20 protein-coding genes and 3 pseudogenes are annotated in these 21936 nt (G+C 68.3%); 11 read left to right on the forward strand and 12 right to left on the reverse strand.

Annotated features, from left to right (window positions below; all coding sequences use genetic code 11):
* Positions 1–158: 158 nt before the first annotated feature.
* Positions 159–1025, reverse strand: a complete 867-nt coding sequence (locus VT50_RS01970; RefSeq protein WP_053048458.1) for a serine hydrolase — start codon at positions 1023–1025, stop codon at positions 159–161.
* A 152-nt stretch (positions 1026–1177) separates the two neighbouring features.
* Between VT50_RS01970 and VT50_RS39235 the strand changes: the two genes are divergently transcribed.
* Positions 1178–1321 carry a hypothetical protein gene (locus VT50_RS39235; RefSeq protein ID WP_158083178.1) on the forward strand — a complete coding sequence of 48 codons (144 nt, stop codon included), beginning with the start codon at positions 1178–1180 and terminating at the stop codon, positions 1319–1321.
* A gap of 288 nt (positions 1322–1609) precedes the next feature.
* Positions 1610–2266 (forward strand): TetR/AcrR family transcriptional regulator, encoded by a 657-nt coding sequence (locus VT50_RS01975; RefSeq protein WP_046084949.1) that lies wholly within the window; start codon positions 1610–1612, stop codon positions 2264–2266.
* 279 nt (positions 2267–2545) lie between these two features.
* On the opposite strand, the pseudogene VT50_RS40140 reads toward VT50_RS01975, so the two are convergent.
* A pseudogene (locus VT50_RS40140) lies at positions 2546–2764 on the reverse strand (hypothetical protein); the annotation flags it as partial.
* Between the two features lie 582 nt (positions 2765–3346).
* Here VT50_RS40140 and VT50_RS01985 point away from each other — a divergent pair.
* The 3 genes and pseudogenes from VT50_RS01985 to VT50_RS40150 all read left to right on the forward strand — a co-directional run.
* Entirely contained in the window at positions 3347–3631 is a 285-nt protein-coding gene (locus VT50_RS01985; RefSeq protein WP_046084948.1) for a hypothetical protein, read from the forward strand.
* Positions 3632–3852: 221 nt separating this feature from the next.
* Positions 3853–4065 (forward strand): sigma-70 family RNA polymerase sigma factor, encoded by a 213-nt coding sequence (locus tag VT50_RS41545; RefSeq protein ID WP_046084947.1) that lies wholly within the window; start codon positions 3853–3855, stop codon positions 4063–4065.
* Positions 4066–4068: 3 nt separating this feature from the next.
* Positions 4069–4170, forward strand: a pseudogene (locus tag VT50_RS40150) (sigma factor-like helix-turn-helix DNA-binding protein); the annotation flags it as partial.
* Positions 4171–4206: 36 nt separating this feature from the next.
* On the opposite strand, the gene VT50_RS01995 reads toward VT50_RS40150, so the two are convergent.
* The gene (locus tag VT50_RS01995) at positions 4207–5043 is read right to left on the reverse strand and encodes a helix-turn-helix domain-containing protein (RefSeq protein WP_046084978.1); all 837 of its coding nucleotides are present in this window, start codon (positions 5041–5043) and stop codon (positions 4207–4209) included.
* Positions 5044–5145: 102 nt separating this feature from the next.
* Here VT50_RS01995 and VT50_RS02000 point away from each other — a divergent pair, with 102 nt between their 5' ends.
* Positions 5146–5982, forward strand: a complete 837-nt coding sequence (locus tag VT50_RS02000) for an SDR family NAD(P)-dependent oxidoreductase (RefSeq protein ID WP_046084946.1) — start codon at positions 5146–5148, stop codon at positions 5980–5982.
* A gap of 177 nt (positions 5983–6159) precedes the next feature.
* Here the strand turns inward: VT50_RS02000 and VT50_RS02005 are convergent, their stop codons facing one another.
* A complete protein-coding gene (locus VT50_RS02005) occupies positions 6160–8052 on the reverse strand; it encodes a S9 family peptidase (RefSeq protein ID WP_046084945.1) in 1893 nt (630 codons plus the stop codon).
* A gap of 490 nt (positions 8053–8542) precedes the next feature.
* Between VT50_RS02005 and VT50_RS02010 the strand changes: the two genes are divergently transcribed.
* Together VT50_RS02010 and VT50_RS02015 are read left to right on the forward strand one after the other, a co-directional pair.
* Positions 8543–9196: a GOLPH3/VPS74 family protein gene (locus VT50_RS02010; protein ID WP_046084944.1), complete on the forward strand. Its 654-nt coding sequence runs from the start codon at positions 8543–8545 to the stop codon at positions 9194–9196.
* A gap of 437 nt (positions 9197–9633) precedes the next feature.
* The gene (locus tag VT50_RS02015) at positions 9634–10818 is read left to right on the forward strand and encodes a DMT family transporter (RefSeq protein WP_078840598.1); all 1185 of its coding nucleotides are present in this window, start codon (positions 9634–9636) and stop codon (positions 10816–10818) included.
* Between the two features lie 69 nt (positions 10819–10887).
* On the opposite strand, the gene VT50_RS02020 is transcribed toward VT50_RS02015, so the two are convergent.
* Entirely contained in the window at positions 10888–12417 is a 1530-nt protein-coding gene (locus VT50_RS02020) for an AMP-binding protein (RefSeq protein WP_046084943.1), read from the reverse strand.
* Positions 12418–12788: 371 nt separating this feature from the next.
* Positions 12789–13358 (reverse strand): TetR/AcrR family transcriptional regulator, encoded by a 570-nt coding sequence (locus VT50_RS02025; RefSeq protein ID WP_046084942.1) that lies wholly within the window; start codon positions 13356–13358, stop codon positions 12789–12791.
* 682 nt (positions 13359–14040) lie between these two features.
* Between VT50_RS02025 and VT50_RS02030 the strand changes: the two genes are divergently transcribed.
* Positions 14041–14295, forward strand: a complete 255-nt coding sequence (locus VT50_RS02030; RefSeq protein ID WP_046084941.1) for a hypothetical protein — start codon at positions 14041–14043, stop codon at positions 14293–14295.
* Between the two features lie 331 nt (positions 14296–14626).
* Here VT50_RS02030 and VT50_RS02035 read toward each other — a convergent pair whose 3' ends face one another.
* The 6 genes from VT50_RS02035 to VT50_RS02055 form a co-directional block, all read right to left on the reverse strand.
* A complete protein-coding gene (locus VT50_RS02035) occupies positions 14627–15286 on the reverse strand; it encodes a TetR/AcrR family transcriptional regulator (protein ID WP_046084940.1) in 660 nt (219 codons plus the stop codon).
* A 131-nt stretch (positions 15287–15417) separates the two neighbouring features.
* Complete coding sequence (locus VT50_RS02040) at positions 15418–17064, reverse strand: MDR family MFS transporter (protein WP_107424711.1); 1647 nt, start codon at positions 17062–17064, stop codon at positions 15418–15420.
* 241 nt (positions 17065–17305) lie between these two features.
* A complete protein-coding gene (locus VT50_RS02045) occupies positions 17306–17983 on the reverse strand; it encodes a DUF3159 domain-containing protein (RefSeq protein WP_046084939.1) in 678 nt (225 codons plus the stop codon).
* 595 nt (positions 17984–18578) lie between these two features.
* Entirely contained in the window at positions 18579–19433 is an 855-nt protein-coding gene (locus tag VT50_RS02050; RefSeq protein WP_078840592.1) for a helix-turn-helix domain-containing protein, read from the reverse strand.
* An 88-nt stretch (positions 19434–19521) separates the two neighbouring features.
* A complete protein-coding gene (locus VT50_RS39240; RefSeq protein ID WP_158083179.1) occupies positions 19522–19689 on the reverse strand; it encodes a hypothetical protein in 168 nt (55 codons plus the stop codon).
* 79 nt (positions 19690–19768) lie between these two features.
* On the reverse strand, positions 19769–20446 hold the full coding sequence (locus VT50_RS02055) for a TetR/AcrR family transcriptional regulator (RefSeq protein WP_046084938.1): 678 nt from the start codon (positions 20444–20446) through the stop codon (positions 19769–19771).
* Positions 20447–20527: 81 nt separating this feature from the next.
* Here VT50_RS02055 and VT50_RS40155 point away from each other — a divergent pair.
* Positions 20528–20776: pseudogene (locus VT50_RS40155) on the forward strand (lysozyme family protein); the annotation flags it as partial.
* A 301-nt stretch (positions 20777–21077) separates the two neighbouring features.
* Positions 21078–21929 carry a hypothetical protein gene (locus VT50_RS02060; RefSeq protein WP_046084937.1) on the forward strand — a complete coding sequence of 284 codons (852 nt, stop codon included), beginning with the start codon at positions 21078–21080 and terminating at the stop codon, positions 21927–21929.
* Positions 21930–21936: the final 7 nt, after the last annotated feature.

Raw genomic sequence — 21936 nt, forward strand, 5'->3', positions numbered from 1 at the left:
GGAGGCCGTGAGGCTTGGCGGCGATCCCCTTTGTGGCCACTTCAGGGTGCCCATGGCAGCAGTTGCAGCCGGGAGGACTCCTCGAAGACTCCCGTTCCAAGCCCGGCGCCTGCAAGAACGTGGCCGCCTTGCCCCAGGGTTCCGCAGTCCCGTTCCGGTCAGGCATTGAGGTCCGTGTGGACCGCGCGGGCGACGCTCTCGATGGTGTCGATGCCTTCGTTCATCGTGCCGCTGCCCTGCGAGAGCACCGTGAGCGTGTAGTCGTGGCCGCCGCCGGTGAAGGTGCCGAGGCTGTGCACGCGCCAGGCGTTCGTGACCCGCTCCAGCCAGCCGTTCTTCACGTGCGCCTGGGCGTCGCTCGGCGCGCCGGCCGGGGCGCCCCAGCGTTGTGAGGGGATGACCTCGCCCGTCAGCTTCAGGATGTAGGCGCGGGAGTCGTCGTCGAGCACCCGGTTCGCGCGGGTCACGAGCTGGAGGAGCTTCGCCTCGTCGTTGGCGGTGATCTGGGTGAGCCCCCAGAGGCCCTCGCCGTCGAGGGTGGTATCGGTCATTCCAGCGGCCCGCAGGAATCCGTTGACCTTGTCGGTCCCGAGCTGGTCCCACAGCGTGGTGGTGGCATTGTTGTCGGACTCTGTGATCATGGCGGTGGCCAGCTTCCTCTCCTTCTGTGTCAGGGCGCGGTCGTCCTTCCGCGCGTCCCACAGCAGCGTGGCGAGCACGGTCACCTTGACGGTGCTCGCGGAGTCGAACTTCCGGTCCGCGTCCAGGGTGCAGGTGGTGTTCGTGGTGCGGTCGTGGAGGCTGATCGCCGTCGTGGTCGTGGAGCCGTCCAGTGCCGACGCGATGTCCTCGGAGAGCCTGGCGGCGAGTTCCGGCTCGTCCGAGGTGCAGACCACCGGCTGTGAGGGGACGACCCGGGCTGCCCCCGCCGAGGTCAGCGTCGGCACAAGCGCGCCAACGGCCAGCACGGCTCTTGACGCCGGGGCGGTACGGGGAAGCCGGGATATTCGTCGGTGTCGGCCCATGGTGTGCTTGCCCATTCTTTCGTGGTGCGGTTCGCCACGCGGGTACGTCGCTCCGTTGCGACGGCACCCAGCGTTCTGGCTCTGTACGACGCCACGGTCAAAAGGGGGGTGGGGTTCAAGGACGGGTCCGGGTCTCATGGGATCGTTCCACGATGGGCACAGCACCCCAGGGGGTGTTCACTCCGCGGAAGTCCGCCCCGAGGGCGGGCGGCGAGCCAGATCGTCTTCCGCGCGACGGTGGTGCGGACGCGCTGCGTGCCGCGACGGTCGGCGGTTTCGCTCTGGTCAGCGCGTGACGGCTCACCGTGGACCCTGACCGTGAGCGGTGAGGCCGGCTCAGCCACGGACCGTCCGCCGTGCGCAACCCGGAGAAGCTGTCGCACATGCAAGATCTTCGTCGTTCTCGAAGGATCAGCCGATGGCCGTCTCTCTATCCGGGCATCCACTCCGACGCCGGGAGAAACCCCCGGATCAGGTAGGACCCGTACACCGCTCCGCAGGACGCGACCCGCGCATATGATCGTTCGCAGGTCACCGAGCTGGTACCCGGCACACTTGTGTGTCGACGTGAGCAGGGAGCGGAGATGGCCGGCGTGGCATCGACCAAGCGCAGTGGGATGAGCGAGCACCGGCGTCATCGCTTGCGGCTGGAGATCTCACGGGAGGCGGCCCGTCTGTTCTGGGCGCAGGGTGTGGACGCGACCAGCGGCGATCAGATCGCGGAGGCCGTGGGCCTGTCGACGCGCACCATCTGGCGGCACTTCCGCAGCAAGGAGAGCTGCGCCGAGCCCATCGTGATGCGGGGCGTGGAATGGGAGATGGCCATGCTGCGGAGCTGGCCCCGGGACCTTTCCCTCGAAGACCATCTCTCAGCGGAGCAGATGAGATTCGGCCGCGAAGCCGGCGAGATCGACCAGGCTGACCAGGTACTCGCGATGAAAATGATCTTGCTGGGAGACAGGGAGCCGGCGATTCGCACGGCATGGCTCATGGCCTGCGATCAGATGGAGCGGGAGATGACCGGGGTCATCGCGGTGCGACTGGAGCTCCCGGCCGACGAGCTTCAGGTGCGTCTGTACGCGGCGGCGGCCTCGGCTGCCCTGCGGGTCATCAGCGAGGACATCGGTGCCGCCTTGCTGGAGGGCGCCGACCCCCGGGGACTCGCCGACGCCACGGAACGTCTGGCGGGCGCCATCCGCAACGCCACCGGGGGAGCCCTGGGGGACCCGATCACCGCTTAATGCGGCACTCCGGTTGACGAGCCCGCCCACAGGTGGTGGCGCGACGCGACATGAGGCGATACGGCAACCACGGGGCACCCTGCCGACCGCGCTTGTCACGCGGTCGGCAGGGCCGGGCGGACGCCACGGGGTACGGGGGAACCCCGGCGCCGCCATCGCCTATGTCACGGCAGAGACAGCCGAATGGTTCATTGCGACGCCTCACGGTCGACTCTGAGCCGCTGGCCGACCGGGCGGCTGCGAGGCATCGGGCGGCGACCATTCTCTTCCGCAGGGTGGTCAGCTTCCCACGCTCGGCGGTGGTGAGCAGGTCGTCGCGTTCGCCGACGTCGGCGTCGGCCTCGGCCTGGCGGATCCAGTCCCCTTGCCCAGGGTGCATTTCTGGTGGGTATCGATGCGGCTCCGCACCTGGGCGGGGTTCGCGCCGCCCCATTCCAGGGCGCCGTTGATGGAGCGAATCGTCTCGCCGAAGCCGGGACCGCCGGCTATGGCGTCGTGGGCACGCTGACCGTGCCGAACAAAGCCCCGGCGGATTCATGAACGCGACCCGCGGACCCGAGCGTCGGCGCCTTCCCGTCGTACCCCTCTCGGCCTTCGCCGCGGTCTTCGCGGTGATCGTGGCTTATGGGTCCGGTATCCCGAATACCCGTCCGCGGAGATAGGCCCGGGGCCCGCGCCATCGGACGTCTTTGCCGCGCGGCCGCTCACCGGCCCGGCCCCACCCACCTCTTGTGCTCGGAAGCCGTATCTCAACCAATCCTGGAACCTGCGAGTCAAACGGAGACGGCCCGCTCCTTTGGAGTCCGGGTCTCCTCCGCGTGCGGATTTCGTCGGTCGCTACTACGGGACGGGCGCGGACTCGGTTCAACATTCTTCGGGAACACGAGTGGCCGCGATGCCGCCGGACGGGATCGGCTGAACGGTGGTCGGGGGACCCCGGGCATCGGCGGGTTCGAGTCGGTCGCCCATCCGCTCGGCGGTGGTCATGCCCGTGGGCATCGTCGCGTCGGCCAACTTCCCTCGTGTCATCTCACGCGACGGATTCGCGTTGAACTGATGTGCCGCCGTGCCCGTTGCGGGATGTACTCCGCCGTGACCGCCATGTGCTCGCACTCGCGCGGATCCGCCACCGGCAGGGCGATCCCCCCCGCCCATGAGGAGCTGCTGCGCGCGTTTGCCGCCTGGCGGCTGACCGACGACCCGGCGTCCGCCGCCGGCTACGACCGGGAGCTGCTCGCCGTGTGGTCCGGGCTTGCGGGCCGGGGCCGTGATGCCGCGGGGGACGCCACATCGGTGCTCCACGTCAAACGCCGTATACACGCCCTCTCCGCCGCGGCCGCCACGCCAGAAACCGGAGCAACCTGAGAGGGAAATCGCAGGTCAGCGGCGTGGATATGGCGAAAGAGCCGCCTCCGTCGCCGCGGTATCCGGCCTTCCTGATCACCGGAATCGACTGTTCTATCTGTCAATCGAACGTCAAAGCGATGTGGAACTCCGCTCGAAACACTCGCCCCGAATCGCGGCCTCCGAGCCCTGCTTGGCGGCCTGACCTCGACGAGGTCACGCATCGAGGGAGTAGTACGAACGTGAGTTGGACCGCCATTGGTTCTTCGGGGGCGGAGAGCGCCCGGGAACGCGCGCTGCACACGCTCTACGACGAGCAGGCGGGGCCTCCGTACGCCTATGTGGTACGGCTGTTGGGCGGTGACCGATACCGGGCCGAGGACGTGGTGCAGGAGACGCTGCTGCGCTGCTGGCGCACGCAGGACCTGAACGCCGACCGGCCGCTTCGGCCGTAGCAACTGTCGCCCAAGCACCGGGAAGTGCTGTACGAGACGTACTACTCCGGCAGGTCGACGCAGGAGACGGGCCAGTTGCTCGGCATTCCGCCGGGCACCGTCAAGTAGGCAGCCGGTCTGCGAACGACGCCGTGGTTCACGTCAGTGCTGTGGCGATCTTTCTACGCTCCCAAGGCCGACCGCAAGCAGACGCAGTGCCTCATATGACCGGCTGTCCGCCTCTGCGGAGTAGACCACCAGCTGCTGCCCCGGTGCGGAGGGCACGGGAAACCGTTCGAGATCGAGTGTGAGGTTACCGACCCGTGGGTGAGCGATCGTTACCCTGCCATGGGTGCGGCCCCCCACATCGTGCCGGGCCCAAAGACGGCGGAAGCTCTCGCTGCGCATGGACATTTCGCCTACCAGCTCTTCCAGGTCCGGATCGTCGGCCTCCGCGCCGGCCAGCCCGCGCAGGCACGCCACGAAGTCCTGACGCGGATCCGGTTCGACCAGGAAGTCGTCCGGCTCCAAGAACACGGTTCGGACGAGGTTGGTTCCCGGTGTGTGCGCGGGGGAGAGGGCCTGGGCCAGCGGATTCGCCGCCAGCACCAGGAAGGTATGGGTCTGTACGAACGCGGGAGTCACCGGCCAGGAGTCGATCAGCCGAGCCAAGGTGGGAGACACCCGATGGCGGTGAGCATGCCGGCGCGAACGCGGGACAGAGCTGGCGAGCGCGAACAAGTGCGTGGTCGCTGACTCGTCGAGCCGTAGGGCCTGAGCGAGCGCCCGGAGGATCTCCGCTGACGGCCGCCGGTCACGGCCCTGTTCGAGACCGAGGTAGTAGTCCACGCTGATACCGGCGAGAGTCGCGACTTCCTCGCGGCGCAGGCCGGGCACGCGCCGTCGTGCGGTCTCGGGAAGACCGACATCCGCAGGACGCACCAGCTCGCGACGGGCCCGCAGATAGTCGCCCAGCAGATTTATGGCGCGGTCATCCATGAAGGCAAGGGTAAGCCGGAACGAGCGACGGACCCTGGTGCCGGCAGCACCAGGGTCACGGCTCACTTCCTCGGCTGCGACGCGGGACCTAGCGTCTGGTCCATGGCAGCAGAAACACTTGACGGCCTGACCGCCGTCGTGACCGGAGCCAGTTCCGGTGTCGGCGCGGCGGCGGCACGGCGGATGGCCGCGATGGGTGCGTCAGTCGTCGTCGTGGGCCGTGCGGTGACCAGAACCCGTGCTGTCGCCGACGAAGTCGGTGGCACCGCCCTTCCCGCGGACTTCGCGCGCTTCAGCGAGGTGCGGGAACTCGCTCAGCACCTGATCTCCCACATACCGCGGATCGACATCCTGGTCAACAACGCCGGCATCGTTTCGCCCAAGCGGAAAACGACGTCAGACGGTCATGAATTGACCGTGCAGGTCAATTTCCTATCGCCCTTCCTGCTGACATCGCTTCTCTGGGAGAAGCTTCTGCAGGCCCCCTCCGCCCTTGTCATCAACACCAGCTCCAGCCTCTACCGGTTCGGCAAGCTCGACCCGGACGATCTGGATCAGAATCGGAGCCGTTACGGGCAGATGCGCTCGTACAACGCCTCGAAGCTGGCAAGTGTCGTACATGCCGCCGAGATCAACCGCCGGGCACCGGACACCATGACCGCTGTCGCGTTCCACCCCGGCACCGTCCGCTCCGGCCTCGACCGCGACTCCGCACTGGTCACGGCGGCAAAGGCAAGCCTGGTCGGTCGGCGCCTGACGCGGTCACCGGAGGAGGGCGCCGAGCCGATCATCAGGATCGCCACCACCGACCGCGGCAGACTGAGAGACGTCTTCTACAACCGGTTTGAGCCGGAGCCACTGCGCACCCCTGCCGCGGACGCGGATCTCGGTGCCCGGCTGTGGCAGCGGGCCCACGAGCTCACCCACGCATCGACATAACAGTCGCTACCGAGACGACGTGCTATCCGGCAGATCCTGGGTCGCGGTGGTCCGCCGCTGTGCTGCGGGTTCTCACGAATTTCCTCGCGCCGACCGCCGACCGCCGACCGCCGACCGCCGACCGCCGACCGCCGACCGCCGACCGCCGACCGCCGACCGCCACGGCCCGGACGGCGGTTACGTCGCGTCCCGGCCGTGTCCGAGATGCTCGTCCAAGAAGCGCTCCACGGCACGGTACAAAGCGATCAAGTTCTCCGGGTTCTCGACGGAATGCCCTTCGTCCGCCATGAGCATGTACTCGACCGGAACCCCCCGTGCCCGGAGGGCCTGGACCATGTTGTCGGATTCTGCCTGCGCTACCCGGGCGTCGTTGGCGCCCTGGGCGATGAGCAGCGGTGTACGGACCTGGTCCACCCGGCTGATCGGTGAGCGGGCCAGCATGTCGGCCTCCTGCCGCGGATCGGCGGGGTCGCCGACCCAGCGGAACCAGTTGGCGGCAAGGGCCGGCCGGACGAACTCCGGCTGACCGCGCATGAAGCTGGCGAGGTCGGAGACCCCGAAGATGTCCACCGCGGCGGCGAAGACATCGGGGGTGAAGGTGACTCCGACCAGTGCCGCATAGCCCCCGTAGGAGCCGCCCAGGATCGCCACCCGGTCCGGGTCCGCGTATCCCTGCTCGACGGCCCAGTTCACACCGTCGATCAGGTCGTCGTGCATTTTGCCGGCCAGCTCCCCGATGCCGGCCTTCATGAACGACTTGCCGTACCCCGTGGAGCTGCGGAAGTTCACCTGAAGCACCGCGTAGCCCCGGTTGGCCAGCAGTTGGACGAGGGGGTTGAATCCCCAGCTGTCCCGGTCCCAGGGACCGCCGTGCACGAGCAGGACCAGCGGCAGTCGGTGCGGCTCTGTCCCGACCGGCAGGGTCAGGTGGGAGGGGAGCGCGAGACCGTCCCGAGCGGTGATCGTCACCGGTGTCATCGGCGCCAGCTGCTCGGGATCCAGGTGACCACGGGGCCGGAACAGCAGGCGACTCTCTCCCGAGGAGTGGTCGTAGAAGTAGGTGGCCCCGGGATCGCGGTCGTGGGTGAAGCTGACGACCCACCGCTGCTCGCTCTCGTCGGACGAGATGGAGGCCAGGTCGCCCTCGGACAGGTTCCTCAGGTTCTCCAGGACCTCGGCGAAGTGCGGGTCCAGTGCGTGGATCACCTGGCGTTCGCCGAGGTAGCGAACCCCGATGAGCTCGCCGGTAAGCCGGCTGAAGATGAGGGGCGAGGGCAGTGCGGGAAAGACACGGGCTCGTGTGTCCAGGTCGTACTGCGGGTGGGAGTCGACCTCCGTCTCCTCGCCGGTTGCTGTATCCAGCCTGGCCAGGCGGAGTCTGTCCGAGCCCCGGTTCGAACCGAAGAGCACGCCGCCGGCGTCGGGGGTGACCTCCAGCGGATAGACGCCCAGCGGGTAGTCCGCACCGTCGAACTGCGCGATGTGGCGCGACGTCTGCGTGGCCTCGTTCCAGCGCGAGAGCCGGAGGTCGCCCTGTTCGGTGACGTCGATGGTGAAGGGGGCTCCGCTGCCGCCGTAGAAGAGGGTGGTGGCAGCGCCTTCGGTGTTCTCCGCGAGGGTCCGCAGGTCACCGGTGGCGATGTCCAGCTCGAAGAGATCGAACGCAGCGGGGTTCCGGCTGTTCGAGGAGAACACCGCCTTACCCGGCCGCGCGGCAGGCAGCTTCAGATCCATGATGCGTGCGCCGGGGAAGGGAGTCAGGTCGGTCGCCGCTGCGTCCGGGTCTTCGAGATCGACGCGGTACAGGTGCCGGTTCTCGTCGCCCCCCTGGTCCCGGGTGTAGAGCAGCCACCTCGGATCGTCGGTCCAGTGGTAGCTCAGCAGGTTGCGGTCCTCGGAGGTGACCCGCCGGGCGCCCCCGGGCGTGTCGACACTCTCGATCCACAGGTTCAGGTGGTTCTCCCAAGGAGCCAGGTACGCGATCTTGGTGCCGTCCGGCGAGAGGGAGGCTCTCGAACGGACGGGAGGGGCGAAGAGCTCCTCGACGCTGATGGTCTTCGGCAATGCCATGTCGGTCCTTCCTGCGGCTGTGCCGGACAGCGAGTGGTGGGCCCCGCGGCTGAACGGCAGGGGCTCTCGGTGGATCCGCAGCCTCCGGCCCGCGGCCGTAGCTGTCACTTAATGACATTGTCATTAAGTAACAGTCATGGCAAGCGCACTCGGCTGACCCATGCGTCGGCTCGGCTGTGGCAGACGAAGCCGTGTCCCGGCGAGCCTTGCCTTCCCGCGAGCGGTTGATCGATCCACGGTCAATGTATGGCGCAGATCACACATGTGAGGGGTGGCCAACGAGTGTCACTAAGTGTCAGAGTTGCATTTAGTGACGCATCGGTGAGGCCGCTCACGGTGACCTCGTCAGCGCCTTCCCCGCAGGGGGAATTTCAGCCGGTGCTTTGACGGAACGCGCCCTTTGTGTGTCGCGCCACATCAGTTTGAACTGATGGCGAGGGGTGCCAATAGTCCCCCCCCCGTCCTGTTTCCACGCATTCAAGGAGTCCACATGGATCTCACGCTTCCCCAGCAGATCTACCTGTGCGCCTACGCCTTTGAAAAGAATAAGTTCCCGGCTACTCTCCTGCAGTTCCGCGGTCAGCGGCTGCGCGCTGCGGCCCTGGTCGAGTTGATCCTCGCGGGACAGGCTGAGGCCGACGGGCGCCAGGTTCGCCCACTTGGAGACCTGCCACCGACCGACCCGTTTCTCGCCTCTGTTTGGGAAGAGCTGCGCGCGGGGCCGAAGCGCTGGATGCCGCTGGTGCACAACGCTGCGCACAAGGCGGAGAAGCCGGTCGAAGACCAGTTGATGGCTGCTGGGATCGTCGAAAAGAAGGCCGGCCGCACCTTGAGCCTGCTTACGGGAAGCAAGGTTGTCTTGCGGCGGGAAGAGGAGGCCCTAGCCGTACAGCAAGCGTTGCGTACGCGGGTCACCACCACTCCCGACCCGTCCTCGCTACCCCTGGCGCAAGTGGCACTGCCGGTGATCGCCCTGGAAAGCGACGCGACCATGGGGGTCGTACTGGACCGTCCCGAGCGCCGTAAGTACAAGCGCACGCTTGAGGAACTCGCCAGGACATTCGATCGAGGAATACCGGGCCTGCGCAAAGCCCTGTCAAACTCGGTGCTTTCCAGTCGGTCCGTCGGCGGCGGGTGGAGCTGACCAAGGAAAACCTTGAAATGCGTGCGTCCTCAAAACGCGAGCCCAAGAAGGCCGGATCAACACGTTGCTTCACGGCCTCTGCGCCGTCGGTGTGGTAAGCGCGTACCAGGCGAGGTTCGTGACCAGCTTGCCCACGGGCCGCCTGACCGCTGAGGTCGAGTCAGCGGTGGCCCGCCCCGCCTCTCTTCCGAAGCCTTCAGGGTTCGTTCCCCGCTACCCCGTCGCCCCCGTCTCGGGGACACAGAAGACATGTACTTAATAGTGAATACTGGACAGAAGTCGAACGACTTCACCACGCTCGTGCCCATGCCTTCGGGGCATACCGCTCATCTGCCGGACGGCGACCGCGAGGCCCCGGTGTTAGCCACGACCCGACCGACCGCGGCCGGCGGTGCGGGCGCGTGAAATCCAAAATCGATCCGCTGACCGTCGCGGCGATGGCGGTCGCCGTGGTCGCCATCTCGGCCACCGCCCCTCTCACCGCCGCCGCCTCCGCCTCGCCGCTCGCCATGGCCTTCTGGCGCAACGCCCTGGGCTTCGTCACGCTCGGGCCGTTCCTGCTGATACTGCGCCGCCGCGAGGTGGTGCGTGTCGCACGCGGTGAACGCGGCCTGCTGCGCCGGGGGCAGTGGCGGCCCCTGGCCTACGGCTTCCTCGCGGCCACGTCGCTCGCCCTCCACTTCGCGGCTTTCATGACGAGCACGCGGATGACCACGGTCGCCATGTCCACGGCACTCGTGGCCACTCAGCCCGTTTGGCAGGCCCTCATCGCCGCGGGTCAGGGCATCCGGGTCGCTCGCAGGACCTGGGCGGGTCTGACGCTCGCCGTGGTGGGAGCGGCCGCGGCCGCCGGTCTCGACATACAGTCCGGCGGCGCGGCACTGATGGGCGATCTACTCGCCCTCGCCGGGGCCGTGGCTCAGGCCGGATACACCGCCCTGAGTCAAAAGGCTCGCACGGATATCAGTACCCCCATGTATTCGACGGTCACCTCGCTGGTCTGCGGCCTGGAACTCCTCGCCGTCTGCTGGCTGGCCGACATCCCGCTCACGGGATTCGATACGTCCACCCACCTGTCGCTGCTCGGGCTGCTCATCCTCCCCCAGCTTCTGGGGCTCGGCTCGATGAACTTCGCCCTCGGCAGGGCATCGGCAACGACGATGAGTGTCCTCCTGCTGCTGGAGACTCCGGTGGCCGCTCTCGCCGCATGGTGGCTGATGGGGCAAGGCGTCGAGCCCACGTCCATTCCCGGGCTCCTGCTGATCATCGTCGGCGTCACCGTCGTGGTAACGAGCGGCGACGGGGAACAAGCCGCGCCACAGCAAGGCAAACGCCGCAAGGGAACACCGCCGTATCCGGACCACGCCCCGTACACACCACAACTACCGCCGACGACCGGTGGATTCACCACTGGTGAGCGGGAACTGGCCACGCCGAACCGAGCTTTCATGGCCGCCTGGCCGACGTCACCGGAACCCCAGCCTTTCGGGCACCATGCCAAACGGGATCCCAGAGTGGCATGGGCGGGACTCGGCACGGACGAGAATCCGACGATCACGCTCACCTATCACGGCGCCGGGGCCTTCGACACCGAGTATTCGGGCAGGCCGCAGGTGGAGTAAGTGCCTGATTGCCAAGTGCCAGAGGCCGCTCAGCGGCCGTACTCCCTACTCCGGCGGGCTGACCTCGTTTTACCTGTGCGGTCGCGTCCGCAGCAGCTTCTTGTCCGGCTTGCCCGCGTCCGTCAGCGGCAGTTGTTCGGCGAAGGTGATGCGCGCCGGTTCGTACATGGCTCCGCGCTGTTTGCGGACCATGGCCCGCAGTTCGCCTGCGTCCACCTCAGCCTCCGGGGCCCGTACCACCACCGCGTGCACCTGTTCCGTCCGGTCGCTGTCGGGCACGCCGAAGACCGCGCTCTGCAGTACCTGGGGGTGGGAGTTGAGGAGGTCCTCCAGTTCGGTGGTGTAGACGTGGCCGCCGACCACGACGATCATGTCCTTGATCCGGTCGACGATGGTCAAGTAGCCCTCGTTGTCCAGGAATCCGACGTCGCCGGTGTGCAGCCAGCCGTCCCGCAGTACCTCGGCTGTGAGCTCGGGTTGCTTCCAGTAGCCCTGCATGACGTGCTGGGAGCGGACGCAGATCTCGCCGTGTGCGCCGTGGGGCAGGTCGTGGCCGTCCGGGTCGCGGATGGCCACCTCGACGCCGTCGAGGACCCTGCCCGCGGAGCGCAGCCGTTCGGGGCGGTCCGGGTCGTGGTCCTTGGGCCCGAGGACGCTGATGCTGCCGGACTCGGTCTGGCCGTAGCCCTGCAGGAGGACGGGGCCGAAGCGGCGTATCGCATCGGCGATGCGGGCCGGGGACGCCTGGCAGCCGCCGTACATCAGCTGACGCAGGCTTGAGGTGTCGGTACGGCCCGCGTCCGGGTGATCCATGAGCCGGTACAGGAGCGGCGGCAGCAAGTAGAGGTGGGTGATGCGCTCGCGTTCGATCGCCGCGAGCACCTGGCCCGGGTCGAAGTCCTCCAGCAGGACCACGGTGCCGCCTTCGGCCAGCAGGTGGTCAGCGATCAGCCCGGCACCGTGCGCGAGGGTGGTGGCCACCAACTGCCGGGGCAGGGCGGCCTCTTCCCCGCGGGGCGTGCGGGGCATCCGACCGGCCCTCTCGAAGCTGGTGCAGATGCCCTTGGGATGGCCGGTGGTGCCGCCGGTGTGGCGGATGGAACAGATGTCCCCGGGGCGGGCCAGGCCCGATATCGGCTCAGCGGACTCGGCGGCAGCCAGCTCCAGCAGGTCGGTGCCCAGCTTGCTGACGCCGAGCGTCAGGACGTGCGGCACCGGGGCCTGGGCGATGACCTCGGCGGCCTGCTCGGCGTAAGCGGGATCGACGATCAGCGCCTGGGTCTCCACGTCGCGCACGATGGCGGCCTGGGCGTCGGCGGAGAGCTTGTTGTAGAGGTGGTTGACCTGGCAGCCGACCAGGTTGGCGGCATAGCGGGCGGCCAGGGCCTCGGGGAGATTGCCGCTGAGCAGCGTCACGGTCTGCCCGCGCCCAAGGCCCTGGGCGCGCAGTGCGTGTGCCAACCGGTGGACCAGGTCGCGGAGTTGCCCGGCGGTGATCCGTCGGCCTTGGTGAACCAGCGCCTCGTGTGTGGGGGCGGCCCCGAGCGAATCCAGGATGTCATCCGCGAACGAGCGGAAAGGCAGGGAAGTTACGGACATATCAATTTCCTCCTGATGTGCGTTGTGCTGTTCTTGCGCACTCACCCGAGCGTTACGGCGAGCAGGGTGGGCGAGCGGCTGTGCTGGTGCATCACATCCGTCACTGCTCTGCTTGGCGAAGACCGAAGAGTTCCTGGTTCTCGGCCCGGTACAGGGCTCGCGGGCCGGGTGCTCCAGGAAGCGACGACCCGGGGCGGCGGGCTTGCCCGTGATCCGCGCCGCCGAGGCCCCGAGCCGACAGCGACGGTCGCCGTGACTGCGGTGGTGACAACGGCACCGGTGGTAACCGTGCGCCGGACCTTCGTTCTTGTCATTGCTTCCCTCGTGACCTGTGAGCCCTGTCCACCCCCGGCGGGGGATGGGAGCAGCGGTCAGGCGGTGGTCCAGGTACGGAGAAGGCGGTCGAGGGAATCGATGGTCCAGGTCCACGACTCGCCGGGATCGGGGCTGCTGTGGGCGTAGGATCCGGCGAGCTCCAGGTCGGTGAAGCCATGGAGGACGGCCCCGAGCAGGCGGACCGCATGGGTCTGCTCGGGCTCGGGCAGGCCGTAGCCGCGCAGGACGGCCCGCATCATCTGCGAGTGCCGCACCGCGGCGCTGGAGGCCGCGGTCTGCGAGTCGAGCTGGAAGCGGGAGGCTTGATACCGGCCCGGGTGCTGCCGGGCGTAGTCGCGGTACACGGCAGTGAGTGCGGCCAGGGCGTCCCTTCCGGAGCGCCCCGCCACCGCGTCGGCGGCCCGGTCGGCCATCTCCTCCAGGGCAAGCAGGCAGATGCGGGTCTTCAGCTCCTGCGCGTTCGCCACATGGGCGTACAGACTCTGGACCTTCACGCCGACATGCCGGGCGAGGGCCGACGGGGTCACCTGGCCGAAGCCGACCTCGTCGGCCAGTTCGGCGCCGACCTGGGCCAGTCTGTCCAGGTTCAGTCCTGCTCGGGTCATGATTGCTCCTCCGCTCCAACGAAGGCCATCATGCATTTGCCTGAAGCTTTCAGGCAAATCTATTCCCGGCTCCACTTCCGCACCGCCGACGTCACCGGGGCCGTCGACTCGCCCGAGGGGGCGCGGCCATCCAACCCGGCGACACCATCCAGGGGTGGCCTCCGAGTTCTCGCGCCTGGCCACATGGGAAACCGTCACACCGGTCCCGCTAGTGTCCGGTTTGTGTGGCTCGCGTCACTCTTCGATGCGAGAAGGGCGGCCCGTCCTCCAGCGGCTGGTGGGCCAGCGCAGCCGTGCCTCCGGCTGAACCGTCGGCGCCGTGGTCTCGTTGTTGCTCGCCAGAGGACACACCCGAAGTCAGACAGGACCGGTCCGAACGGCCCTTTCTGGAACTACACGAATAAATCCGACATGTCGCGGCGGTCATCTCCCGCATCTCCCACCGGCCCTGGTGGCCGCTGACCGAGGAGTGCGGGGCCTTCCACGCGGCGGTCTTGCTATGACTCAGATCACTCCTCCAAGGGTGGCCGGTGGTGGCACTAAATGTCAGAGTGGCAGTTAGTGTCACTCGGGTGTGCGAGGGCAGCACGTCGACCAAGACGCGTTGCAAGCCGCAGAGCCACCACGCACCGGACCCCGGGGCCCTACCTGATGAACAGTGCAGCGCGCAGAAGGAGAATTCATGAAGTCGTGGCGTTCCCGCATCGCCGCCGGCCTCGTTGTCGGTGCCGCAGCGATCGCAATCCCGCTGACCGCCACCAGTGCTGTCGCCAGCCCCCCGCCCGGCAGTGGCTGGCACGTGGCTGGTGGTATGACGTACGACTCGAAGGGGCAGTGCGAGGCCGAGGAGCTGTCGAACGCCCAGCACAACGGGTATGACGAGGTGTGGTGCGACGGTCCGGGCGGTCGCGCCGAGTACACCGTCTGGGTGCGCTGACCGCTTCCCGAGGCGCAGAAGAGCCGGCCGCCCTGGCGCGCTGCGCCGGGGTGACCCGGCTTCCCGATGTCTCACCAACCGCCCCGGTCCATCTGCTGCCGCTTGGGCCGCAGGCCGGTGGGCGGGGGGTGCCCCGGCCGGCGAGCAGCGCTGATCCTCGTCACCGAGCGGTACCAGTACCACGAGCCGGTCTCGCCGGTCCTCCAAAGGGACCGGCGAGACCGGCTCGCGTCGTGGAGTCACCGGACAGGGCGTAGCGCCGTCGTCAGGGCTCCTGCTGCCAGGGCAGGTATCCCGCCCCGTCGTACCGTCCGCGGCGTGTCGTGGTCGCTCAGGTGGTGACGGGATCTCCCACGGCTCCGCCGGTGGCCGCGCGTACCGCTCGTGCGATCCGGGCAGGCGCGTCGGCGAAGTCCCGGGGATCGGTGCCCTCCAGGATGGCGGCGCCGATGTGCTCGTTGAGGACCCGCAGCGCGGCCGAGGCCGCAGCGGCGTGCACGCGTACGTCGAGGTCCTCGGCCGGAAGTCCGAGTCGCCCCGCGATGATCTCGGCCATCTCGCGCTCTACTTGGTCGCATGCCATCAGCCAGGCCGTACGGATGGCCGGCTCGGTGTCGGCCAGCCGGATCATCTTGATCGCGAGCTCGGTGTCCATCCGCTCCACGTCACTGGCCTCACGACCGAACTTGCTGCTCTCCGCGGCGAAGTGCACCTCCAGCGAGAGCTGCGGAGGCCAGCTGCGCAGCGTGGACATCTCCCACTCCACGCCCCGCATCACGATGGGCTCGGCGCAGCTCTCCTTGCTGCGGAAGTGGCGCCAGATGGTGCGCGTCGACAGGCCCACGGCCTCGGCGATCTGATCGCCGCTGGTCGCGTCCACACCCTGCGCCCAGAAGAGCCGGGATGCTTCCCGTGAGACATCCAGACGCAGGCGGTGGCGCCGCTGATCACTCATGCCGCCACGTCCCTTGGTCGGTGCCGTACCGGCCATCCCCTTACTCCTTGCTCCCGACTGCAGGTGAAAGGATGGCATTTAGTGACGCCAATGACCAGCCAGCCGATCACGCAGGGTGCCTGGGACGATCCACCGTCCCGGCCACCCTGCTGTTCCGGTCTCGTTCGTCACGGCCGCCCGGACTGGACGGAACCGACCCCTGGCCGGGGGGTTCCTCCACCGCCCCTGGTCGACCCCTCGGCGACGTCGGCACGGGGTGTGTCGGCGGGGGCCGGGAGGGCGCGGCAGCCGGTGGCGATGGCGCTCTCCCCGGCGAGTCGCTCCGTGCTGGTGGTCGTCTTGAGCGGCTTCTCCTCGATGAACAGGACGGCGATCAGCGCCAGCAGGGCGAACGGGGTGGCGCAGAGGAAGAGTTCGGCGGTGGCGGTGCCGTAGGCGTTCTCCACGAGCGTGCGCAAGGGGGCGGGCAGGGGCGTCGCGTCGGGGACACCGTGCCCGGCTGCGCCTCCCGGCGTGTCACCTCCCGCCGCGCGGCCGGCGGACAGTTCGATGGCGACGCGGTGGGCGAGCACCGCCCCGAGGACGCTGGTGCCCACGGTCCCGCCCATGCTGCGCGAGAAGGACAGGACGGAGGTGGCGCTGCCCAGGGTGTCGGCGGGCACGTCGTTCTGCGCGGCGAGGACCAGGTTCTGCATCAGCATGCCGACGCCGGTCCCCAGGACGGCCATGTAGACGCTCAGCACAAAGAAGGGCGTGTGGGATCCGATGGTGGACAGCAGGGCGAGGCCGGCGGTCATGAGGACGGCGCCTGCCACGAGGTACCGCTTCCACCTGCCGGTCGCGCTGATCCGGTGTCCGGCGAAGGTGGAGGCGGTGAGCGATCCCAGGATCAGCGGCAGGCTCATCAGACCGGCGGTCGTGGGCGACTTGCCCATGGCCACCTGGAAGAACTGTGAGAGGAAGACGGTGCCGCCGAAGAGGCCGACACCGGCCAGCAGGGAGGCCAGGCTGGTCAGCGCCACGGTGCGGATGCGGAAGATGCTCAGCGGGATGATCGGCTCGGCGGCCCGGGACTCGACCCGGACGGCAGCCGCCAGCAGCAGCGTTCCGCCACCAACCAGGGCGGCCGTCTGCCAGGAGAACCAGTCGAACGTGCTGCCCGCCATCGAGACCCAGATGAGCAGTGGGCTGACACCGGCGACGATCAGGGAGGCACCGATCCAGTCGATCTTCACATCGCGGCGGACGTGCGGAAGGTGCAGCGTGCGCTGCAGCAGCGCGATGGCAAGGAGCGCGAACGGCACGCCAATGAAGAAGCACCACCGCCAGCCGAGCCAGGAGGTGTCCACCAGGAGGCCGCCGATCAGCGGACCGGCCACGGTGGCGCCGGAGAAGACGGCGCCGAAGACGCCGGAGTACCTGCCCAGCTTCCGCGGGGGGATGACGGCCGCCATCACGACCTGCGTCAGTGCCGTGAGTCCGCCTGCCCCCAGGCCCTGCACCACCCGGCTGAAGATCAGCGTGCCGGCACCTTGGGAGAATCCGGCAACGAGCGAGCCGACCACGAACAGTCCCAGCGATATCTGGAGGAGCAGCTTCTTGCTGCAGAGGTCGGACAGCTTGCCCCACAAGGGAACGGTGGCCGTCATGGCCAGCAGCTCCGCGACGATCACCCAGGTGTACGAGGATTGGCTCGCCCCCAGCTCGGCGGTGATCCGGGGCAGCGCGTTGGCCACGACGGTTCCGGCGAGGATGGCGACGAACAAGCCGGCCACCAGTCCGGAGACCGCCTGAAGTACCTGCCGGGGCGGCATCGTCATCGCTTCCGGCTTCGTCGCGGGTGCACCGTCGGTAGTCACCGAGTCTTCCCTGGTCCGTGTCACACCCGGCGAACGGTGGATCCGGCGGCGTCGTCGCTCACTCATCCCAGGTCCGATGCGTTTGCGCACCTGCATGGGGTCACCTCGTCATATATCCGTGGGAACAAACGCCACTTGTGCCGGACGGGCCGTGGGAGGCCTGTCCGGCACGGACCGGGAGCGGAGAGGGCGTCCGTCAGGTGCGCTTGGCGGGCAGCAGCCCTGCGGCCTTCAGCCGCTTGTCGGAAGCCCGGGCGGCCCAGGCGACGGCCAGGAAGCCGACGGCGAGGAGCGGGTAGCCCATGGCGATCTTGGCGAAGCCCAGCGAGCCGACCTCGTCGGCCTGGTAGAGGTACTGCTGGACGGCGAACCGGGCGCCGAAGATGGCGGCCAGCACCAGGGTGGCGATGTCGTAGTAGCGTCGCGAGCGCTTGTCCGCCCGCCAGACGGTGCCCTTGCCGGTCGCCGAGTTCCAGATCAGACCGGCCAGGGGCCAGCGCAGCACCACGGAGAGGACGAAGGCGACGGCGCCGGCCAGGCTCGCCCAGATGCCGATGAGGAAGAAGTCCTTGGCGGATCCCGTGTACCAGGAGATGCCGGCGGCGATCGCCACGCCGAACACGCCGCCGAGCGCGGGCTGGAGCGACTCCTTGCGCGTCAGCCGCTCCACCGCGATGCCCAAGGCGACGAGGAGGGCGGCGAGGATGCCCACCTTGAGTCCGCCGACGTTGTTGGCGATGACGAACACCACCGCGGGCAGCGCCGAGAAGATAACCCCCTTGGTGCCGCCCGCCTGCTCGAGCGCCGACTTCTGCTTCCGTCGGCCTGCCGTCTGCACGTCGGTCGCCGACTCCTGGGGCCTGGTGGTCTGCATGATGATCAGCTCTTCCGGGTTTTATCTGAGGGGACGGGGTGTCACTAAATGCCATTCTGGCGGTTAGTGACGCAAGAAATCAATGCGTGCGTCGTGATCTGGGTCACACTTGACGAAGCCCCTGGTCAGCGAGTCGCCCGTCGTTACCTACGGCGGCGCGGTCCGTACGGCGGTTCGGCGATCACCGTCGACCTGTCCCGGGTTGGCCGGCTCGCTCAGTTCCGATGTCCGACGACCCGCGCGAGTGCGCTGCGGACGACGGTGAGGGTCAGGCGCCCGGCGGCGCGTCGGCGCCGCTCCGGCCGCCATGCCCGGCCGCGGCGACAGCCGATGACGGGCTCCAGCGATTGGTTGACCCCATATCAGGGCTCTGACCCACACGGGCCCTGATCAGCTAACGTGCGAGGGCACACGTGCCGGCGGTACGTGATGCCCTGATGAGCCGGCGGCGCTTTTCGCGGCTACGGTCCGGACCGGAGGCTGATGCTCAGCTTCCGAATCCCAGGCCAACGGCTCAGCACGTTGAACAGATGTGGGACGTGTACCAGGCTGGTCGGCTTGGCGCGGTGGTTGCCGCGCTTCCTGCGCTTCCCCGCTATGGCCTGTGGCCATCTGACTCATCTCCTACGCGGGTACCAGGCGTTGCATATGTGCACAACGCTATGTGTAGGGGATCTACGCCGTGCCGATCGATGCCCTCCGCGCGGGCCGGGTGGGGCGGGTCCGGTGCTGCGTGGAGAAGCGGTTGCAGGCGGCGGAGGACGTCGAGCTGGGCGGGGTTGTAGAGGTCCTCGATGGCCTTGCCGATCGTCTGTGCGGCGAAGTGCGCGCCGCCCGGGGCGTCGGCGTGCGCGTTCCGCAGCCCGGGGTGCTCCGCGTGGAGCGCGCGGACGTAAGGGGCGGTGCGCTCGGCCAGATCCTGGCGGGTCTGTTCGTCGGCGTCGGCGGGCAGGGCGGCGAACTCCGATGCCAAGGGATAGGTGGGACGGCTTCGCAGCAGCTCGGAGTAGGCCCGCAAACCCTGTGGGCCGAGGATTCGGGTCATGACGACGATGAATGAGCGGTCGACGTCGGACAGTTGTGCTTCTGCGGCGGCCGCGGCGAACTCGGATGGCAGGTCGGTCGTCGCGGCTTGGCGCAGGATGAGGCCGAGTTCGATGCGAGCCTGTCGGAGGCGTTCGATGGTGGCGGCGAGTTCGGTGTCGAGAGCGCGCAGGGCTTCTTCGGGTTGGTCGTCGGAGTCGCCCATTGCGGCGATCTGGGACAGGGAGAACCCGAGGTCGGTCAGGCGTTTGATGCGCAGCACCCGGATGAGGTGAGCGACGCCGTACTGCTTGTAGCCGTTGGCGCGGCGCTCTGGCTCCTCGAGCAGACCGACCTCGTGGTAATGGCGTACCGCCCGCAGGGTCGTGCCTGCGATCTCGGCGATCTCGCGGGTGCTCCAGGCCATCGATCGTTCCCGTGTTTCGAAAGCGGCTTCGTCGACGCGGCCACGCCGACGGGGAGGGTGCCGCGCTTGAGCCGCCGTGAAGGGAGCGTCAGCGGGCGTGATAGACGCTCTCCACCCAGACGTTCAGTCGTTCCCGCCACGGCGCCAGGTAGGCGATCCTGGTGCCGTCGGGCGAGATCGAGGCCCTGGTGCGGAGGGGCGTGCAGAAGAAGTCCTCGACAGTGAGGTCCGCCATCTCGTGCGGAATGGCGGACATGCGGATACTCCTTCTGGCTTCAGCTCAGCTCAGCTCAGCTCAGCTCAGTTCGGCGCCGTGCGGTTCGGCGCGGTTCCGTTCAGGCGATGGGGGCGCCGACGACTCCACCGGTGGCTGTGCGGATCGCGTGGGCGATGCGCCGGGCGACGGCCGTCATGTCGGTGAACGGCGTGAGGTCGGCGCCGGTGAGGACGGCGGCCCCGATGTGCGCGTCCAGGACCCGCACGACCGCGGCGGCCGCCGCGGCGTACATGCGCCCCTCCAGATCACCGGCCGGGCGCTCAAGACGGTCACCGATGATCACGCACATCTCGCGTTCCACCTGGTCGTAGGCCATCAGCCACACGGTGCGGAGCGCCGGCTCGGTGTCGGCGAGCCGAATCATCTTCATCGCGAGCAGGTTGTCGACGGGCGGCGGCTCGTGACTGATCCTGGTCAGTTCCGTCGCCAGGTGGTCGTCGAGGGACCTGTGCCGGGGCCAGCTGCGCATCAACGTCACCAGGGTGACGACACCCTGCATGATGACCGGTTCCGCGCAGCTCTCCTTGCTGCGGAAGTGCCGCCAGATGGTGCGCGTGGACAGGCCCACCGCCGCCGCGATCTGATCGCCGCTCGTAGCGGCCACCCCCTGCTCCCAGAACAGGCGCGCCGCCTCCCGGGAGATCTCCAGCCGCAGCCGCGCACGCCGCTGCTCGCTCATCCCCCTCCACCGCCCTTCTTCGTCGTCATGGCGCTCCACCTCCTCCCGGTCTGTCATTAAGCGATATCTTGTCACTAAGTGACGCCAGCATGCAAGTGTGGACCTGAAGACCTTCGGGTCCGGTGAGGTCTGCCGCGCTACAAGGCCGCCTGCGACACCCTCGGCCTGGACCTGCTGGACAACCCCGCGCTGGTGGAGACCAACTCCGCGGCGCCCTGAGAAGTCGGCCTCCGACACTGGAACACCCAGACCGGCCCCGGGAGCATGGCGCCGCACGACGCCATGGCCGGCGGTCCCGGCTTCGGCGAGACGATCCGCTCCATCAACGGCGCCCTGGAACGCGGCGGCGCGAGCCCCGCCCAGGTGCGGAGTCGCACCGATACGTGAGGGAGTACCCGCTGGAGTCGCGTGACCGCACGGTCCGCATGCATCGCGCCGCCGAGCCGAAACCCGTCATCCGCCGCATGGCCGAGGCGCCCCAGGTGGCAACCGCGACAGGTTCGGACCGTCGGCACATCCGCTGCCGTGAAAGCCATGTCCTTTGAGGAGGCCGAGGGTCACCCGGAGTGGTGGCGTAGGGCTGTGCCGGTTGGCAGTCACAGCACGGCCGGAGGCAACTGGAGCTGGTCGCGTGCCACGTACTGTCCGACCTGGTCGGGTAGTTGACCTTGCTCTAGGGTCATCATGCATGAGCTCTGCTGACGATCAGAATTTCGGCGTCCAGGTCGACGTCCGGGTGCGGCAGGCCGATCTTGGCCAAGACGGCTGGGCAAGCACGATTGGTATGGCCCGCTGGCTGGAAGACGCCCGGATTCGGCTGCGACTGCGCCGCTTCGAACATCTCATCGGCACGGGCGGGTTCGGCCCGTACCAGATACTGCTCGTCGGCCAACGGGTCAACCGACTCGCTCAGGCTGGACCGACCGGTACCCGCGTGCAGGTGCACACCGGCGTTCGCCGGGTCGGGCGCTCCTCATTCACCTTCGAACAGGCGATCGTGGTCGGCGGCAAGAAGGTGGGGAGTGGCGACGCCACTGTCGTGCTGGCCGACAACACGGGGCCGCTCCAGCTTCCCGACGAGCTGATCGCCGATCTCGCCGAGATGCAGCTGGCGGAGACAGGATCGTCGGCAGCTGCCCGTCCACGCCCAGAGCGCCTGCAACGTGCCCACTACCTGCATTGGGCCCCGCTGCGTTCCCGGATCGGTGACGTCGACTCCAACCAGCACGTCAACTTCATCGCACTGGCCACTTGGTACGACGAGGCCGTCGCCGCGTTCACCTTGCACTCGATCGGGACGAGTGGTGCGGGCTCGGTGCCAGATCTGCCCCCTTGGTCGTACCAGATCCAGTATCTCGGTGAGGTGACCTACCCGGGCGACTACGAGATCGGGCTCACGGTCCGCTCCGTCGACACCGAGTCCGTGCACTACGAACTCGGTGTCTTCCGCGACAGTACCTGCCTGGGCGTGGCCGACGCCGTCGGCCCACTCGGCGAACTGACGGCCGAAGCTCTGAAAACGGCCCGGGCAGCGGACTAACAGATCG

This window comes from Streptomyces antioxidans (genome assembly GCF_000968685.2).
Classification (GTDB): domain Bacteria; phylum Actinomycetota; class Actinomycetes; order Streptomycetales; family Streptomycetaceae; genus Streptomyces; species Streptomyces antioxidans.

What these genes read in the sequence shown, in the direction of transcription:
- VT50_RS02040 (WP_107424711.1), bottom strand. Translation starts at nt 17,064, where the DNA reads ATGCCGCCCCGGCAGGTACTTCAGGCGGTCTCCGGACTGGTGGCCGGC.
- VT50_RS02015 (WP_078840598.1), top strand. Translation starts at nt 9,634, where the DNA reads ATGGCGGTCGCCGTGGTCGCCATCTCGGCCACCGCCCCTCTCACCGCC.
- VT50_RS02025 (WP_046084942.1), bottom strand. Translation starts at nt 13,358, where the DNA reads ATGACCCGAGCAGGACTGAACCTGGACAGACTGGCCCAGGTCGGCGCC.
- VT50_RS02055 (WP_046084938.1), bottom strand. Translation starts at nt 20,446, where the DNA reads ATGACAGACCGGGAGGAGGTGGAGCGCCATGACGACGAAGAAGGGCGG.
- VT50_RS02020 (WP_046084943.1), bottom strand. Translation starts at nt 12,417, where the DNA reads ATGTCCGTAACTTCCCTGCCTTTCCGCTCGTTCGCGGATGACATCCTG.
- VT50_RS02010 (WP_046084944.1), top strand. Translation starts at nt 8,543, where the DNA reads ATGGATCTCACGCTTCCCCAGCAGATCTACCTGTGCGCCTACGCCTTT.
- VT50_RS01985 (WP_046084948.1), top strand. Translation starts at nt 3,347, where the DNA reads ATGTACTCCGCCGTGACCGCCATGTGCTCGCACTCGCGCGGATCCGCC.
- VT50_RS02050 (WP_078840592.1), bottom strand. Translation starts at nt 19,433, where the DNA reads ATGGCCTGGAGCACCCGCGAGATCGCCGAGATCGCAGGCACGACCCTG.
- VT50_RS02030 (WP_046084941.1), top strand. Translation starts at nt 14,041, where the DNA reads ATGAAGTCGTGGCGTTCCCGCATCGCCGCCGGCCTCGTTGTCGGTGCC.
- VT50_RS39240 (WP_158083179.1), bottom strand. Translation starts at nt 19,689, where the DNA reads ATGTCCGCCATTCCGCACGAGATGGCGGACCTCACTGTCGAGGACTTC.
- VT50_RS02045 (WP_046084939.1), bottom strand. Translation starts at nt 17,983, where the DNA reads ATGCAGACCACCAGGCCCCAGGAGTCGGCGACCGACGTGCAGACGGCA.
- VT50_RS02005 (WP_046084945.1), bottom strand. Translation starts at nt 8,052, where the DNA reads ATGGCATTGCCGAAGACCATCAGCGTCGAGGAGCTCTTCGCCCCTCCC.
- VT50_RS39235 (WP_158083178.1), top strand. Translation starts at nt 1,178, where the DNA reads ATGGGCACAGCACCCCAGGGGGTGTTCACTCCGCGGAAGTCCGCCCCG.
- VT50_RS01975 (WP_046084949.1), top strand. Translation starts at nt 1,610, where the DNA reads ATGGCCGGCGTGGCATCGACCAAGCGCAGTGGGATGAGCGAGCACCGG.
- VT50_RS02000 (WP_046084946.1), top strand. Translation starts at nt 5,146, where the DNA reads ATGGCAGCAGAAACACTTGACGGCCTGACCGCCGTCGTGACCGGAGCC.
- VT50_RS01970 (WP_053048458.1), bottom strand. Translation starts at nt 1,025, where the DNA reads ATGGGCCGACACCGACGAATATCCCGGCTTCCCCGTACCGCCCCGGCG.
- VT50_RS02035 (WP_046084940.1), bottom strand. Translation starts at nt 15,286, where the DNA reads ATGGCCGGTACGGCACCGACCAAGGGACGTGGCGGCATGAGTGATCAG.
- VT50_RS01995 (WP_046084978.1), bottom strand. Translation starts at nt 5,043, where the DNA reads ATGGATGACCGCGCCATAAATCTGCTGGGCGACTATCTGCGGGCCCGT.
- VT50_RS02060 (WP_046084937.1), top strand. Translation starts at nt 21,078, where the DNA reads ATGAGCTCTGCTGACGATCAGAATTTCGGCGTCCAGGTCGACGTCCGG.